Source organism: Humibacter sp. RRB41 (assembly GCF_022761015.1).
Taxonomy (GTDB): domain Bacteria; phylum Actinomycetota; class Actinomycetes; order Actinomycetales; family Microbacteriaceae; genus Humibacter.
This window is the reverse complement of the sequence record NZ_JAKWJQ010000002.1, coordinates 350,521-365,927: the sequence shown is the minus strand read 5'-3', so window position 1 is coordinate 365,927 and position 15,407 is coordinate 350,521. Positions and strand designations below refer to the sequence as shown.

General features: G+C 66.7%; 16 protein-coding genes. 14 read left to right on the top strand and 2 right to left on the bottom strand.

The genetic code is table 11. The features are described 5' to 3' along the window. Nucleotides 1-39: 39 nt before the first annotated feature. Both MJ603_RS07530 and MJ603_RS07525 read right to left on the bottom strand, forming a co-directional pair. Nucleotides 40-1,269, bottom strand: a complete 1,230-nt coding sequence (locus MJ603_RS07530) for a DUF349 domain-containing protein (RefSeq protein WP_243063074.1) — start codon at nucleotides 1,267-1,269, stop codon at nucleotides 40-42. 94 nt (nucleotides 1,270-1,363) lie between these two features. Continuing rightward, nucleotides 1,364-2,176 carry a peptidylprolyl isomerase gene (locus MJ603_RS07525; protein ID WP_243063073.1) on the bottom strand — a complete coding sequence of 271 codons (813 nt, stop codon included), beginning with the start codon at nucleotides 2,174-2,176 and terminating at the stop codon, nucleotides 1,364-1,366. A gap of 148 nt (nucleotides 2,177-2,324) precedes the next feature. Here MJ603_RS07525 and MJ603_RS07520 point away from each other — a divergent pair, with 148 nt between their 5' ends. The 14 genes from MJ603_RS07520 to nusB all read left to right on the top strand — a co-directional run bounded on the left by MJ603_RS07520 (nucleotide 2,325) and on the right by nusB (nucleotide 15,400). Next, complete coding sequence (locus MJ603_RS07520) at nucleotides 2,325-3,692, top strand: replication-associated recombination protein A (RefSeq protein WP_243063072.1); 1,368 nt, start codon at nucleotides 2,325-2,327, stop codon at nucleotides 3,690-3,692. A gap of 237 nt (nucleotides 3,693-3,929) precedes the next feature. Beyond that, nucleotides 3,930-4,553, top strand: coding sequence for a 30S ribosomal protein S4 (rpsD, locus tag MJ603_RS07515; RefSeq protein ID WP_374230857.1), 624 nt, complete (start codon nucleotides 3,930-3,932; stop codon nucleotides 4,551-4,553). An 81-nt stretch (nucleotides 4,554-4,634) separates the two neighbouring features. Beyond that, complete coding sequence (locus MJ603_RS07510; protein WP_243063070.1) at nucleotides 4,635-5,003, top strand: DUF948 domain-containing protein; 369 nt, start codon at nucleotides 4,635-4,637, stop codon at nucleotides 5,001-5,003. Nucleotides 5,004-5,161: 158 nt separating this feature from the next. Beyond that, entirely contained in the window at nucleotides 5,162-5,377 is a 216-nt protein-coding gene (locus MJ603_RS07505) for a hypothetical protein (RefSeq protein WP_243063069.1), read from the top strand. Nucleotides 5,378-5,467: 90 nt separating this feature from the next. Continuing rightward, nucleotides 5,468-8,122 (top strand): alanine--tRNA ligase, encoded by a 2,655-nt coding sequence (gene alaS / locus MJ603_RS07500; protein WP_243063304.1) that lies wholly within the window; start codon nucleotides 5,468-5,470, stop codon nucleotides 8,120-8,122. A gap of 7 nt (nucleotides 8,123-8,129) precedes the next feature. Next, nucleotides 8,130-8,603, top strand: a complete 474-nt coding sequence (ruvX, locus tag MJ603_RS07495; protein WP_243063068.1) for a Holliday junction resolvase RuvX — start codon at nucleotides 8,130-8,132, stop codon at nucleotides 8,601-8,603. Beyond that, nucleotides 8,600-10,048: an endolytic transglycosylase MltG gene (gene mltG / locus MJ603_RS07490; protein ID WP_243063067.1), complete on the top strand. Its 1,449-nt coding sequence runs from the start codon at nucleotides 8,600-8,602 to the stop codon at nucleotides 10,046-10,048. The genes ruvX and mltG overlap by 4 nt, the downstream gene beginning before the upstream one ends. After that, the gene (locus tag MJ603_RS07485; RefSeq protein ID WP_243063066.1) at nucleotides 10,032-10,958 is read left to right on the top strand and encodes a shikimate dehydrogenase; all 927 of its coding nucleotides are present in this window, start codon (nucleotides 10,032-10,034) and stop codon (nucleotides 10,956-10,958) included. The genes mltG and MJ603_RS07485 overlap by 17 nt, the downstream gene beginning before the upstream one ends. A 53-nt stretch (nucleotides 10,959-11,011) precedes the next feature. Beyond that, complete coding sequence (aroC, locus tag MJ603_RS07480) at nucleotides 11,012-12,211, top strand: chorismate synthase (protein WP_243063065.1); 1,200 nt, start codon at nucleotides 11,012-11,014, stop codon at nucleotides 12,209-12,211. After that, nucleotides 12,208-12,708 carry a shikimate kinase gene (locus MJ603_RS07475; protein WP_243063064.1) on the top strand — a complete coding sequence of 167 codons (501 nt, stop codon included), beginning with the start codon at nucleotides 12,208-12,210 and terminating at the stop codon, nucleotides 12,706-12,708. The genes aroC and MJ603_RS07475 overlap by 4 nt, the downstream gene beginning before the upstream one ends. Beyond that, nucleotides 12,705-13,796: a 3-dehydroquinate synthase gene (gene aroB, locus MJ603_RS07470; protein ID WP_243063063.1), complete on the top strand. Its 1,092-nt coding sequence runs from the start codon at nucleotides 12,705-12,707 to the stop codon at nucleotides 13,794-13,796. The genes MJ603_RS07475 and aroB overlap by 4 nt, the downstream gene beginning before the upstream one ends. A 98-nt stretch (nucleotides 13,797-13,894) precedes the next feature. After that, nucleotides 13,895-14,332, top strand: a complete 438-nt coding sequence (gene aroQ / locus MJ603_RS07465) for a type II 3-dehydroquinate dehydratase (RefSeq protein WP_243063062.1) — start codon at nucleotides 13,895-13,897, stop codon at nucleotides 14,330-14,332. An 88-nt stretch (nucleotides 14,333-14,420) separates the two neighbouring features. Next, nucleotides 14,421-14,984, top strand: coding sequence for an elongation factor P (gene efp, locus MJ603_RS07460; protein WP_243063061.1), 564 nt, complete (start codon nucleotides 14,421-14,423; stop codon nucleotides 14,982-14,984). Further along, complete coding sequence (nusB, locus tag MJ603_RS07455) at nucleotides 14,984-15,400, top strand: transcription antitermination factor NusB (protein ID WP_243063060.1); 417 nt, start codon at nucleotides 14,984-14,986, stop codon at nucleotides 15,398-15,400. The genes efp and nusB overlap by 1 nt, the downstream gene beginning before the upstream one ends. The last annotated feature ends 7 nt before the right edge of the window (nucleotides 15,401-15,407 follow it).

Below are 15,407 nucleotides of genomic sequence, written 5' to 3'. Positions count from 1 at the left end.
GAGGTTCGTGGAGAACTCGAGCCGGTGGAGAACAGCGGATCAGTGAATCGCGCCCAGCCACGCCTTTCGCGCGTCCAGTGCTTCCTGAGCGTTCGCGATCGCCTTCGCATCGCCGGACGCCTTCGCCTCTTCGAGCTCTGATTCGAGCTTGGCGATGGCATCGGCGAGCTGCGCAGCGAGCCCCTCCGAGCGTGCCTTCTTCTCGGGGTTGCTCCGTTGCCAGTGCTCCTCGTCCAGCTTGCGCACGGACGTCTCGACGCGACGCAGCCGTTCTTCGATCGTCTTGACCTGGTCACGCGGGACCTTGCCGACGGCATCCCATCGCGTCTGGATGGACAGGAGCGTCGCCCTGGCCGCGCTACGGTCGGTGGCCTTGAGAAGCGGCTCCGCCTCCTCGAGAAGCGCGAGCTTCTGCTCGAGATTCTGCTGGAACTCTTCGTTCTCGACGGCGTCCGACTCCGCCTTCGCCGCATAGAGAACGTCGCCGGCGGCCTTGAACCTGGCCCAGAGCGCGTCGTCGGTCCGCTTGCCGGCTCGGCCAGCCCGCTTCCAGTCGTCGAGCAGCGTGCGGTACTCGGGAATGCCTCCGACGCCGAGAGGTGCCAGCCCTTCGGCCCGCTCGATGAGCTCCGTCTTGCGAGCCCGAACGTCGCGGTGCTGCGTATCGAGCTCGGCGAAGAAGGCCTTGCGATTGCGCTCGAGCGTCGTGCGGGCCGCGCGGAATCGCTTCCACAGTTCGTTGGCGTCGTTCTTGGGCAGGCGAGGCCCATCGTGCTGGTGCTTCTGCCACGCGGCGAAGAGCTCGTCGAGCTTGGCCCCCGCTTCCTTCCACTGCGTCTTCGCAGGGTCTTCGTCGGCAAGCGCCTCGACCCCTTCGACGATCGCCGTGCGTTCCGCGATGGCCTGCTCGATGGCGGCCTTCGCCTCTGCGCTCTGCTGCTCCGTGAGCTCCTCGACGGCGCCGCTCAGCTTCGAGAGCCGTTCGTCGAGAGCCGCAAGATCTCCGACGGCGTTCGCGTTCGCAACAGACTCTTTGAGGGTCGCGACGGCCTTCGCGACATCGGATGCCGGTGCGCCACGACGCGCTCGCTGCTCCAGCAGACCGACCTGGCCCGCGAGATCCGCGTACTTGCGCTCGAAATAGGCGAGTGCCTCCTCTGCGGTGGCGCCGGGATATTCACCGACCACACGCTCTTCCTCGCCGACGCGCACGTAGACGACGCCGGCGTCATCGACACGCCCCAACGGGTGCTGTTCAGAAGTTGCCACGAGTCTCACCTGTCCGAGTACGGCCGCGATATCACCACGGCCCGGTACAAAATCCTATTGCACGGCATGCCGACCCTTGTGCCGGGCCGTAACGTCACTTCAGGGTGAGCGAATCGATGGTCGGCGTGACGACCGGTGTGCCGTCCGTTCCCCCGCCCTGCACGCCCTTGTCTGTGACATCCTTCTTCAGCGTGTCGAGCCCGCTCGTGACCTTGCCGATGACCGTGTATCCACCGGCGCTGTCTGCCGGAATCGTCGTGTCGCCGTAGACGATGAAGAATTGGCTGCCGTTGCTGTAGGCATTGTCGCTCTGCCTCGCCATCGCGATGGTGCCTTCGACGTACTTGCCGTCGGAGGGGGCGTTCTCGACCGGGCCGAAGTAGTAGCCGGGCCCCCCGGTGCCATCGCCCTTCGGGTCGCCGCACTGCAGCACCTTGAAGCCGTCGCTCGTGGTGAGGCGGTGGCATTTCGTGCCGTTGAAGAAGTCCTTCTTCGCCAGCGAGATCATCGACGACACCGCCTGCGGAGCCTTGGCACCGTCGAGCGAGATGCCAAGAGAGATGTTGTTGATCTTGAGAGTTCCCGTCCAGGTACGTCCATCGGCAAGCGATTTGGACGGTACATCGCCGGAGTTCCCGTCGGTCGCCGCGGCGGTCGGGGTGGGCGTCGCGGTCGCGGATGCTTTGGCCGACGCGACAGGCTTGCCCGGCCCTGCAGAGAAATAGGTGAGCTGCAGCACGACGGCCAGCGCCAGCACGATCACCACCACACCACCGGCGATCAGGTTGTCGCGCACGCGCCTCTTCTTCGTGTGATCGTGCACGGCCTGTCTGGCCTGATAGGCGCGCAGCCGCTCGCGAGCCTGTCTCGCCTCGCGGTCGTTCTGCTTCTTCGCGGACACGGGCATCCTCCACCGGGGGCGCTTCAGCGCCGAGAGTCAGGGGCAGTCAGGGGCGCGGGCCGCCGACGAGGGCAACCCACGGCTGAACTTTACGCACCGAGCCCATGCAGTCCAAATGAAGAGGCTGTCAGTGCACCGCTCTATCCTTGAGCGCATGGCGAGCACACAGCAGGGGTTGCGCGTGGGCGCGACACCGCTGGCGGTGCGGATGAGGCCGCGCAGAATCGACGAGATCGCCGGGCAGCGTCACCTTCTGGGTCCGGGTTCGCCGCTCATCTCGCTCGCTGGGGACACGACGGGGGAGCGCGGCTCCGTCTCGGTCATCCTCTGGGGCCCGCCCGGCACGGGCAAGACCACGATCGCCCAGGTGATCGCACATTCGTCAGGACGCCGCTTCGTCGAACTCTCCGCCGTGTCGGCCGGCGTGCGCGACGTCCGTGCGGTGATGGAGCAGGCGCAGTCAGACCGCGACCTCTACGGCGTCTCCACCGTCCTGTTCCTCGACGAGATCCACCGCTTCACGAAGGCTCAGCAGGACGCCCTTCTGCCGGGGGTCGAGAACGGTTGGGTCATTCTGGTCGCCGCGACGACCGAGAATCCGTCGTTCTCGGTCATTTCCCCGCTGCTGTCCCGTTCCCTCCTGCTCACGTTGGAGCAGCTCTCCGACGACGACCTCGGCGTGTTGATCGATCGGGCTGTGCACGACGAGCGGGGACTCAAGGATGCCGTATCGCTCGAGCCGGAGGCCAGAGCGGTGCTCATCAGGCTCGCGTCCGGCGATGCACGACGTGCGCTCACCGCGTTGGACGCCGCAGCCAACTCCGCCGTCGACAATGCGCGAGCAAGCGAGGATGCCGAGCGCGGTGCCGACGACGCAGGCGCTGTGCCGGTGGTGACGGCCGAGCTGGTGGCATCCGCCGTGGATCGCGCGCTCCTGCGGTACGACCGCAACGGCGACGAGCACTACGACGTGATCAGCGCGTTCATCAAGTCGGTTCGCGGTTCGGATGTCGACGCCTCGCTGCACTATCTGGCCAGGATGATCGAGGCAGGGGAGGACCCGCGGTTCATCGCGAGGCGCATCATCGTTCTCGCGTCGGAAGACATCGGCATGGCCGATCCGAGCGCGCTCGGCGTCGCCGTCGCTGCCGCGGATGCAGTGCAGTACATCGGAATGCCCGAGGGTCGAATCCCGCTCGCCCAGGCCGTCGTACATCTGGCGACCGCACCGAAATCGAACGCAGCCTACATGGCGTTGGATGCCGCGATCGCGGATGTGCGTGCAGGAAAGATCGGCAGAGTGCCGAAGCATCTACGCGATGGGCACTATCCGGGAGCGAAACGCCTCGGACACGGTAAGGGGTACGTCTATCCCCACGACGATGGACTGGGCGTCGTGCGTCAGCAATACCTTCCGGACGACCTGAAGAACTCGGTGTACTACTCGCCAACCGAGCACGGCAACGAGCGCGAGATCGCCGTTCGCCTCGCCAAGCTGCGCCGCATCACGCGTGGCGAATGACGGTTGTCGGTTCGGGCTCAGAGCTCTGGTAGCATAGACAGGCCGAGATCAGGGTTCCGTGCGGCTGCGGGCTACCGATCGACAGGGCTGTTCCTGATTGGAACGGTGCTCATTAGCCGAGCAACCCCGGCAATCCCTCCCATTGCGAAAGCGGAGCACAGCTGTGCCCCGCCGGATCAGACAATGGCTGCCTCTTTCATGGCAGCACAAGCGAGAAGAATCCAGAAAGGACTTGACGTGTCTTCACGTTCCCGCAGCAAGACCCGCCTCTCCCGGTCACTGGGCGTCGCCCTGACCCCGAAGGCCGCCCGCTTCATGGAGAAGCGGCCATACGCGCCCGGCGAGCACGGGCGCACCAAGCGCAAGGCCGACAGCGACTACGCCGTTCGTCTGCGTGAGAAGCAGCGCCTGCGCGCCCAGTACGGCATCCGCGAGAAGCAGCTCCGCATCGCGTTCGAAGAGGCCCGCCGCACGCAGGGCCTGACCGGTGAGACCCTGGTCGAGCTTCTCGAGATGCGTCTCGACGCCCTCGTGCTCCGCGCAGGCTTCGCCCGCACGACGTCGCAGGCACGTCAGTTCGTCGTGCACCGCCACATCCTCGTGGACGGCAAGATCGTCGACCGCCCGTCCTTCCGCGTGAAGCCGGGACAGCTCATCCACGTCAAGGCCCGCTCAGAGGGCACCGAGCCGTTCCAGGTCGCCGCAGCCGGCGGTCACGTGGACGTGCTGCCCAAGACGCCGGCATACCTCGACGTCGAGCTCGACAAGCTTCAGGCTCGCCTCGAGCGTCGTCCCAAGCGCGCAGAGATTCCTGTCACCTGTGACGTACAGCTGGTCGTGGAGTACTACGCGGCGCGTTAGTCATGCAGATACGCTGGAGGGCGGGTTGTCTTTGACGGCCCGCCCTTCGACGTATTCCCCGAACGGAATGGACGGTGCAGCGTGTCTGGTGGAGACATCGCGGGTCTGATCGCCGCAGGCGTTTTCGCGGTGCTGGTAGCACTGCTCGCGGTTCCGCTCGTGAAGCTGGGCAAGGTGTTCGATCAGACGACCGACTCGATCAAAGAGGTCAGCGACGGCATCACGCCGATCCTCGAAGAGACCACCGAGACGCTTCGCGAGACGAACAAGCAGCTCGCGAGAGTCGACGCCATCACGCGGAACGTGCAGGATGTCACAGGCAACGTCTCGGCCCTCGTCGCACTTTTCGCCGCAACGATCGGCGGCCCGCTGATCAAGCTCGCGGGTTTCAGCGCCGCCGTGCGTGCTGCCTTCCGATTCGGCAGGCCAGGTCGCGGCGCCCGCGAGTGAGCCGGGCTCCAGGACCCCGGCACTAAACTGACCGGAGTCTCGGATGCCCGGTCGTGCACGCCCCCATCGACCGGCCGGCCCCGCCTTGTTACGCAGGTACCAGGGCTGTGCATCCACCAGCAACCACCAACAGATTCACGACCACGAGGAGATTTGTGATGAAGAGCTTCGTCTGGTTCGTCGTCGGCATCGCTGCCGGCTTCGCCGTCGCACACCAGGTGAACAAGACGTCGCAGGGCAAGCAGTTCTTCGACGAACTCGACCGCAAGGCGCACGACTTCGGCGCGGCGGTCAGCGAGGGCTACCGCAAGCGAGAGGCCGAGTTGCGCTCAGCCATCGACCAGGCGGAAGAGACCATCGCAGACCTTTCGTGAGCGGCCGTCGCCGCCACAGCTGAACTCCACCAAACGAACGGAACCATGCAGACCGCCGCCACGCCGACAGCCTCGATGCCGACAGCCCCGATGCCGACGGCAGAGATCCGCCGCCGCTTCCTCGACTACTTCGCCGAGCGCGAGCACACCATCGTGCCGTCAGCGTCGCTGGTCAGCGACGACCCGACGCTGCTCTTCACCATCGCGGGCATGGTGCCGTTCGTGCCTTATCTGACCGGGCTCGTGCCTGCGCCGTATCCGCGCGCGGCCGACTCGCAGAAGTGCATCCGCACCCTCGACATCGAAGAGGTCGGCAAGACGCCGCGTCACGGCACGTTCTTCCAGATGATGGGCAACTGGTCGTTCGGCGACTACTTCAAGGAGCAGGCGATCGCCTACGCCTGGGAGCTCCTGACCTCCACCGAAGACAACGGCGGCCTCGGCTTCGATCCGAAAGACCTCTGGGTCACGGTCTACGAGGATGACGACGAGGCCAGGCGGTACTGGCGCGAGATCGCCGGCCTGCCGGATGAGCGCATCCAGGGCCTGGGAAAAGACACGAACTACTGGTCGACAGGTGTGCCCGGTCCGGCCGGTCCGTGCTCCGAGATCTTCTTCGACCGCGGGCCCGCATACGGCATCGACGGCGGCCCGGCTACGGACGACGACCGCTACGTCGAGATCTGGAACCTCGTGTTCATGCAGTACCTGCGTGGCGAGGGCACCGGCAAGGCCGACTTCGAGATCCTCGGCGAGCTGCCGAAGAAGAACATCGACACCGGCATGGGCCTGGAGCGGGTCGCGTTCCTCAAGCAGGGCGTGGAGAACATCTACGAGATCGATCAGATCCGCCCGGTGCTCGACCGCGCAGCTGAACTCTCCGGCAAGACGTACGGTGCGAACCACGACGACGACGTGCGGATGCGTGTGGTCGCCGATCACGTGCGCAGCGCCTTGATGCTGATGTCAGACGGCGTCACGCCGTCGAACGAGGGCAGAGGCTACATCCTGCGCCGACTGCTGCGTCGCACCGTGCGCTCGATGCGGCTTCTCGGAGTTGAGACTGCGACCTTCCCCGTGCTCTTCGCGGCGTCCCGCGATGCCATGAAGTCGACGTACCCCGAGGTCGAGACCGACTACGACCGCATCTCGCACCTCGCTTTCGCCGAAGAGGACACCTTTTTGCGCACCTTGGTGAGCGGAACGAGCATCCTCGACACCGCCGTCGCGAACACCAAGGCGTCGGGCAGCGAACAGCTTGCGGGTGATACGGCGTTCCTGCTGCATGACACGTACGGCTTCCCCATCGACCTGACGCTCGAGATGGCAGAGGAGGCCGGCATCAGCGTCGATCGTGCGGCGTTCGACACGCTCATGGCGCAGCAGCGGACCCGCGCGAAGGCCGATGCCAAGGCGAAGAAGCGCGCGCTGGCCGACCTGTCGGTGTACAGCGGACTGCGGTCGCTGGGCGAGACCGTGTTCACCGGCTACGGCGAGCTCCAGACCGAGTCCCGAGTGCTGGGCATCATCGTCGACGGCGTAGCGGTGCCGCGGGCATCCGAGGGTCAGATCGCAGAGATCATCCTCGCCGAGACCGCGCTCTACGCGGAGTCGGGAGGTCAGGATGCCGACCAGGGCACGATCGTCGGGCCCGGCTACGAGCTCGAGGTGCTCGACGTGCAGAAGCCCGTGAAGGGCCTGATCAGCCACACCGTGCAGGTCACGCACGGCGAGGTCGGAATCGACGACCCCGCGACGAGCGTCGTGGATGCCGACTACCGCCGCGGCGCACGCCAGGCGCACTCCGGCACCCACATCATCCACGCTGCACTGCGTCAGGTACTCGGCCCGAACGCGCACCAGTCCGGTTCCTACAACAAGGCCGGCTACCTGCGCCTCGATTTCTCGTGGAATCAGGGGCTGTCGCCCGAGACGCGCACGGAGATCGAGGAGATCTCGAACAACGCGATCCGCGACGATCTCGAGGTCGTCACCCGAGAGCTCCCGCTCGACGAGGCGCGCGCGCTCGGCGCGATGGCGTTGTTCGGCGAGAAGTACGGCGAGGTCGTGCGCGTCGTCGACATCGGCGGACCTTGGTCGCGCGAGCTCTGCGCGGGAACCCATGTGTCCTCCAGCTCCGAGATCGGCATGATCAACCTGATCAGCGAGTCGTCGGTCGGTTCGACGAACCGCCGTGTGGAGTCGCTGGTGGGCATCGAGGCATTCCGGGACCTGGCGGCTGAGAGGGCGATCGTCTCGCAGCTCAGCGGCTCGTTGAAGACGCCGCGCGAGCAATTGCCGGAGCGCATCAACGACCTCGTGACGAGCCTGAAGGCCGCGGAGAAGAAGATCGCGGCCTTCGAGGCACGTGCAGTGCTCGACCGCGTTCCCGGGCTGCTCGAGACTGTCGAGCGCGTCGGCGATGTACGACTCCTCGCACAGAACGTCGGCTCGCTCGGCTCTGCAGACGACCTCCGGATGCTCGTGACGACAGTGCGCGACCGTCTCGGCAGCGATGCGTCGGTGGTGGCACTTGCCGCGACCGTCGCAGGACGGCCCGTCGTCATCGTCGCAACAGACAAGGCCGCACGCGACGCGGGGATCAAGGCCGGCCCACTGGCGAAGGGCGCGGCATCCGTGCTCGGCGGCGGCGGAGGCGGCAAGGACGACCTGGCGCAGGGCGGCGGTTCGGATGCCTCGGCGATCGACGCGGCGCTGGCATCCGTTCGCTCGGCGATCGGATAACCCGACGGTGCGAGCCGGAGTGCGCGTCGGCGTCGACGTGGGAAGGGCGCGGATCGGCGTGAGCCGCAGCGATCCCGACGGCATGCTGGCACTGCCTGTCGAGACCGTGCAGCGGTCGGACGACGACAGCGACATAGCGCGCATTCGGGAGCTTGTCACCGAGTTCGGAGCGGTCGAGGCTATCGTCGGCCTTCCGCTTTCGCTTTCCGGCGCCTACACGGCGTCGACAGACGACGCGACAGCGTTCGCTGACAGGATCGCCGTCGCATGCGGCATTCCGGTGCGGTTGGTGGACGAGCGGCTCTCGACGGTGTCTGCACAATCCGGTCTGCGAGCGGCAGGACGCACAACACGGAACTCCCGGTCTGTGGTGGATCAGGCGGCCGCGACGGTTATTTTGCAACACGCGCTCGACGTCGAACGGTCGAGCGGAAGGCCCCCAGGAACCCTCGCAGACCCGAATAGAGGATCTCAGTCGTGACCAACCCCGTTCCGCCCGGCTCTCCCCAGCCGGACGACCCGTCGTTCGAGGGCGAACGACCGCCGATGACGCGTCGCGAGGCGCGGGAACGTGCTGAGCGGGACGCCGCGCGACAGACCGGGAAAGTCCCAGTGGCGCAGCCTGGTCTTGAGCAGCCGGGTCTCGAGCAGTCGTTCTGGGGGGCACTCGACTCCGGACACGGCGAGCCGGTCCAGGAAGAGCTGGTCCAGGGAGAGCAGGTAGCGACCGACACCCGCCCGCACGTCTGGTCCAGCCTGGAGTATCCGACCGACGGGAAGCCGGGCAGACGCGGCGGTCGCGGCGCCGGCGGCGGTCGTTCGGGCACGGACGGAGGCGACGGGCCACCGCGCAGGAAGAGGCGCCGCTGGATCGTCGCCACCATCGTGACGGTCGTCATCCTCGCCCTGCTCGGCGGTGCCGGCGCGTACGTGTGGAGCGCCTTCCAACCGGAGGTGCGCAAGCTCCTCGCTCTCAACGAGCCGAACGACTACACAGGAACGGGCACGACCGCCGTCACGATCACGATCAAGGACGGCGACAACGGAGGTGACATCGCGACGACCCTGCAGAAGGCCGGCGTCGTCAAGACGTACGACACGTTCTACTCGCTTCTGTTGCGAACCAAGCCGGACCCGGTGTTCCAGCCCGGTGTGTACAAGCTGAAGAAGCAGATGAGCGCGAAGTCTGCCCTCTCCGCGCTTCAAGACCCCACGAACAAGCTGCAGCGCACGGTCACGATCCCGGAGGGCGACACCGAGGCGAACATCCTCCCGGCGCTCGCGAAGACCACGGGCATCCCACTCGCCGATCTGAAGACGGCGGCCGCCAAGCCGACCGACTTCGGGTTGCCGGCGCAGGCGAAGAATCTGGACGGATTCCTCTTTCCTGCCACCTACACTTTCGATCCCGACGTCAGTGCGAAGACCGTGATCAAGACACTCGTGGACCGGGCGTTCCAGGCACTCGACGACGACGGAGTGCCAGTTGCCAACCGATGGAACACGGTGATCCTGGCATCCGTCGTGCAGAAGGAGGCGGGCAGCGTCTCAGACATGGGCAAGGTCGCCAGGGTGTTCCAGAACCGGCTCGATCAGGGCATGCGCCTGCAGTCCGACGCGACAGTGGCCTACGGTGCCGGCGTGAAGACCGTGTTCACGACGGATGCCGAGCGCGCCGATGCGAGCAACCTCTACAACACCTACGCGCACGACGGCCTACCAGTCGGACCGATCTCGAACCCTGGCGATGACGCGATCAAGGCAGCGCTGCACCCGACCGCCGGACCTTGGCTGTTCTTCGTGACCGTCGACCTGAAGAACGGGACGACGGTGTTCTCTCAGACCGAGGCGCAGCACGAGGCCGCCGTGCAGCAACTGCAGGACTGGTGCAACGCGAGTGCGGCGAACGATGCTTACTGCCAGTGACGGCCAGCGTGAGCTGGCCGTGCTCGGCTCGCCGATCGCCCATTCCCAGTCGCCGGCCCTGCACGCGGCGGCGTACACGGCGCTGGGCTTGCCGTGGTCGTACGGCCGCGCCGACATCGTTCCCGAGACACTCGAGGACTTCGTCTCGTCGCGGTCGGATGCCTGGCGAGGCCTGTCGCTGACGATGCCGCTGAAGCAGTCGGTGCTGCCGCTGGTGACATCGCTCGACGGAACGGCGCGGCTGACCGGTGCGGCCAACACCATCGTGTTCGACACGGATGCCGCAGGCAGGCGTGCGCTCAGCGGATTCAACACCGATGTACCCGGAATCGTGCGTGCCCTGGCCGCTGTAGGAACGACCAGGGCACGCTCGGTACTCATCTGGGGCGGAGGCGCGACAGCCGCGTCGGCCGTCGTCGCCGCGGCTGAACTCGGAGCGCAGGACGTCACGGTGCAGGTGCGCGAACCTGCGAGGGCCGCAAACCTGGCGAACCTCGCACACTCGGTCGGTCTCCGCATCGATATCGGCCGGTTCGGCGGTGAGCTGGAGAATCGCCCGGATCTCGTCGTGAGCACCCTGCCTGGCGGGGCGGGTGCCAACGGCGGAGCGCGAGCGATCGTGAGCGGAGAAGCGATCGCCCGCGCGGCTGCCGACGGCGTTCTGCTGCTCGACGTCGCGTACGATCCGTGGCCGACGGATGTCGTGAGGATCTGGAACCTCCTGGCAGGTGCCGGAGCGGGGTCGGCTCCTGGCAACGTGCTTTCCGGCCTCGCGATGCTCGTGCATCAGGCGCTGTTGCAGGTGCGCATCTTCGTGACGGGCGATCCTGAACACGAGCTGCCCCGCGAATCCGTCGTGCTTCAGGCCATGCTCGAGGCCGTCGGGCTCGATGCATCCGGTCGCCGCTGAGCTGTGGCCGGAGGCGACTGAGCGCTTCGGCGCGGCATGCCAGAATTGACTCCATGCTTCGTTGGCTCACCGCAGGGGAATCGCACGGCCCCGAACTCATCGCCGTTCTCGAGGGCCTTCCGGCCGGCGTGCCGGTGGCCATGGACGACGTGCGTGCCGATCTCGCACGCCGCAAGCTCGGCTACGGCCGCGGAGCGCGCATGAAGTTCGAGCAGGACGAGCTCGCGTTCTCGGGCGGTGTTCGCCACGGTCTCAGCATGGGCAGCCCGATCGCCCTGCGCATCGGCAACACGGAGTGGCCCAAGTGGGTCGACGTGATGAGCGCGGAGCCGGTCGACGAGGAGAAGCTCGCAACGGGACGCGGTGCAGCGCTCACGCGACCTCGACCCGGTCATGCCGATCTGGTCGGCATGCAGAAGTACGGCTTCGACGAGGCAAGGCCGGTGCTCGAACGTGCGAGTGCTCGCGAAACCGCGGCGCGCGTCGCGCTCGGTGCGATCGCCAAGTCCTTCCTGGCCGAGCTCGGCATCACGTTCGTCAGTCACACCTTGGCGATCGGACCCGTGCGTGTTCCGGACGGCGCGCAACTGCCGCTGCCCTCTGACGTCGACGCCCTCGACGCCGATCCGCTGCGGTGCTTCGACCCGGCGACATCGGCTCTGATGGTGGCCGAGGTGGATGCCGCGCACCGGGACGGCGACACGCTCGGAGGCGTCGTCGAGGTGCTCGTCTACGGCGTACCCGTCGGCCTCGGCTCGCACGTGCAGTGGGACCGCAAGATCGACGGACGCCTCGCGCAGGCGCTGATGAGCATCCAGGCCATCAAGGGGGTCGAGATCGGCGACGGCTTCGAGACGACGAGACGACGGGGTTCCGCCGCGCACGACGAACTGGTCACCGACGGAACGACGATCTCCCGCACCAGCGACAAGGCAGGGGGCACGGAGGGCGGCATGACCACCGGCTCCCTTCTACGAGTGCGCGCCGGAATGAAGCCCATCGCCACGGTTCCGCACGCGCTGCGCACCGTCGACATCGCCACGGGCGATGCCGCTCCCGCGAACCACCAGCGCTCGGATGTCTGTGCCGTTCCCGCAGCCGGTGTCGTCGCCGAGGCGATGGTCGCGCTCGTCGTCGCGGATGCCGTGCTCGAGAAGTTCGGCGGAGACTCGCTCGCCGAGACCGCACGCAACCTCAAGGCGTACCTGGACGCCATTCCCGCTTCGCTCCGCACGGAGACCGTGCACGCGTGACCATCGTTCTGATCGGGCCGCCCGCCTCTGGCAAGACCCGGGTGGGCAAGCGGCTCGCACGTCGACTCGGCGCCTCCTTCACCGACACCGACTCGAGGATCGTCGCCGAGTACGGGCCGATCGCTGAGATCTTCGCCCGCGAGGGCGAACCGTACTTTCGCGTGATCGAGCGGGAGGCAGTCGTGCGTGCTCTCGAAACCGGCGGAGTGATCTCGGTCGGCGGGGGAGCGGTGCTCGATCCGCAGACCAGGAAAGACCTCGCGAACGCGCACGTCGTACTGCTCACCGTCACACCGGAGGCGGTCGCTCTGCGAATCGACGACGACAAGAGACCGCTCGTGAACGGTGTCGACTCGTGGCGCGCCCTCGTCGAGTCCAGGATGCCGCTGTACGTGTCGCTCGCCGACTACCGTGCCGACACGTCGAGGCGTCCGCTCTCGGTGATCGTCGAGGAGATCGCGACGTGGTGGGAACAGCAGAACGGGGAGAACGCATGAGCGCGGCCGACAGCAGCGAGACGACCGAGCTGAGTGTCACGGGGGCACAGCCGTACGGCATCAGAGTGGGTCGAGGCATCCGTTTCGAGGCCGGCGAACTGCTCGGGCCCGACGTGCGTCGCGTGCTCATCGTGCACCAGCCGACGCTCGCGGCGGCCGCCGCCGAGCTGCGCGAGTCGCTCGCCGACCGATACCAGGTGCTGCTTGCCGAGATACCGGATGCAGAAGCTGCCAAACGCGTCGAGGTCGCGTCGTTCTGCTGGCAGATCATGGGACAGGCGGACTTCACCCGCAGCGATGCCGTGATCGGATTCGGCGGGGGAGCGGCGACCGACCTGGCGGGTTTCGTCGCCGCGACGTGGATGCGCGGCGTGAAGCTCGTGCAGATTCCGACGACGGTGCTCGGCATGGTCGATGCCGCAATCGGCGGCAAGACCGGCATCAACACCGCAGAGGGCAAGAACCTCGTCGGCGCGTTCTACGCTCCGGCGGGAGTGCTCTGCGACCTCGACACCCTCGAGGCGCTGCCCAGAAACGACCTGCTCGCCGGCTATGCAGAGGTGGTGAAGGCCGGATTCATCTGGGCGCCGGAGATCCTCGACAACGTCGAGGCCGACCTGGACGCCGCCACCGACCCGCAGAGTCCGGTGTTCCGACGCAACGTCGAGCTGGCAATCGACATGAAGGCCAAGGTGGTCGGCGAGGACTTCCGCGAGGCGGGTCTGCGCGAGATCCTCAACTACGGGCATACGCTCGGCCACGCCATCGAGCACACCGAGCGGTACCAATGGCGGCACGGCGCTGCCGTGTCCGTCGGAATGGTCTTCGCGGCAGAGCTCGCGCGACTGAGCGGGCGACTGCACGACGATGTGGCGGACAGGCACCGCAGCATCCTCACCTCGCTCACCCTTCCCGTGAGCTACCCCGCCGGCCGCTGGCAACAGCTGCTGGCGGCGATGCAGCGCGACAAGAAGACCAGGGGCAACACGCTGAGGTTCATCGTGCTCGACGACCTCGCGCGTCCGACCGTGATGCAGGCGCCGGACCCGAGCCTGCTGTTCGCGGCGTACCAGGAGATCGGTTCCTAACCACGCCGCGTGCGCGGACGCCCCCGCTTCGGCAAGTGGGTCCCGCGCGCATGAACGGGCCGCCGGAGCGCGCTTCCGGTGGGCAGTAGGCTCGTTCCATGGCGACGATCCTGGTTCTGAACGGACCCAATCTCGGGCGGCTCGGCACGCGCGAGCCCGACGTGTACGGGAACCAGACACTCGACGAATTGCGCGGCATCCTCTCCGCCGACGCCGTCGACGACACCGTCGACCTGCGGCAGACGGACGACGAGGGACAGCTGCTGCGGTGGCTGCACGAGGCAGCGGATGCCCGCACACCGGTGATCCTCAACGCCGGAGCATGGACCCACTACTCGCTCGCTCTGCGGGATGCCGTCTCCATCGTCACGGAGACCGGCACTCCGGTGATCGAGGTGCACATCTCGAATCCGCACGCGCGGGAGGAATTCCGCCACACCAGCGTGATCAGCCCTGTCGCGACCGGGGTGATCGCCGGACTCGGCTTCGACGGCTACCGGCTCGCTCTCACGCACGTTCTGCGAACGTTCGGCTGAGACCCGGTAAACTTTCCGGCGGGCCAGCGCCTGATGGCGCCGTCGGCCGCTCGACTTTCCCATTTCGTTCTTCGAAGGATCAACACGTATGGCATCCGATACCGCTGACATCCGCAACGGCGCCGTCCTCAACATCGACGGCCAGCTCTGGACCGTCATCGAGTTCCAGCACGTCAAGCCGGGCAAGGGCGGCGCGTTCGTGCGCACCAAGCTCAAGAACGTCGTGAGCGGCAAGGTCGTCGACCGCACGTACAACGCCGGCACGAAGCTCGAGTTCGAGAACGTCGATCGTCGCGAGTACCAGTACCTGTACAGCGACGGCGACGGCTTCGTCTTCATGGACACCAGCGACTACGACCAGTTCACCGTCCCGGGAACTGTCGTCGGCGACGCCGCGAACTTCATGCTCGAGAACCAGAACGTGACCATCGCGATGAACAACGGCAACCCGCTCTATGTCGAGTTGCCGGCATCCGTCGTGCTCGAGATCACGTACACCGAGCCGGGCCTGCAGGGGGACCGCTCCACCGGCGGCACCAAGCCCGCCACGGTCGAGACCGGGTATCAGATCCAGGTTCCGCTGTTCCTCGAGACCGGAACGAAGGTCAAGGTCGACACCCGCACGGGCGATTACCTCGGCCGCGTCAACTAGTGAGCGCCAGAAGCAAGGCTCGCAAGCGCGCCATCGACGTGCTGTACAGCGCAGACCTGCGGGGAGTCCCACTCGCCAGCGCGTTGGCTGACGAGGCGCAGCGCGCCGCCAGCGAGCCCTCCCGTGAGGCATCGTGGCTCTACGCGCGTGAGGTCGTCGACGGCGTCATCGATCACGGCGATGAGATCGACGAACTGATTCAGACGTACGCGCAGGGCTGGACCCTGGAGCGGATGCCCGCCGTCGACCGCGCCATTCTGCGGATGGGCGTGTGGGAGATGCTGTACAACCCCGAGGTGCCGGACGGCGTGGCGATTTCGGAAGCCGTCGACCAGGCCACGATTCTCTCCACGGATGACTCGGCCAAGTTCGTCAACGGCCTGCTCGCGAAGATCGGCGCGGCTGTCGCGCACTGACGGAGGT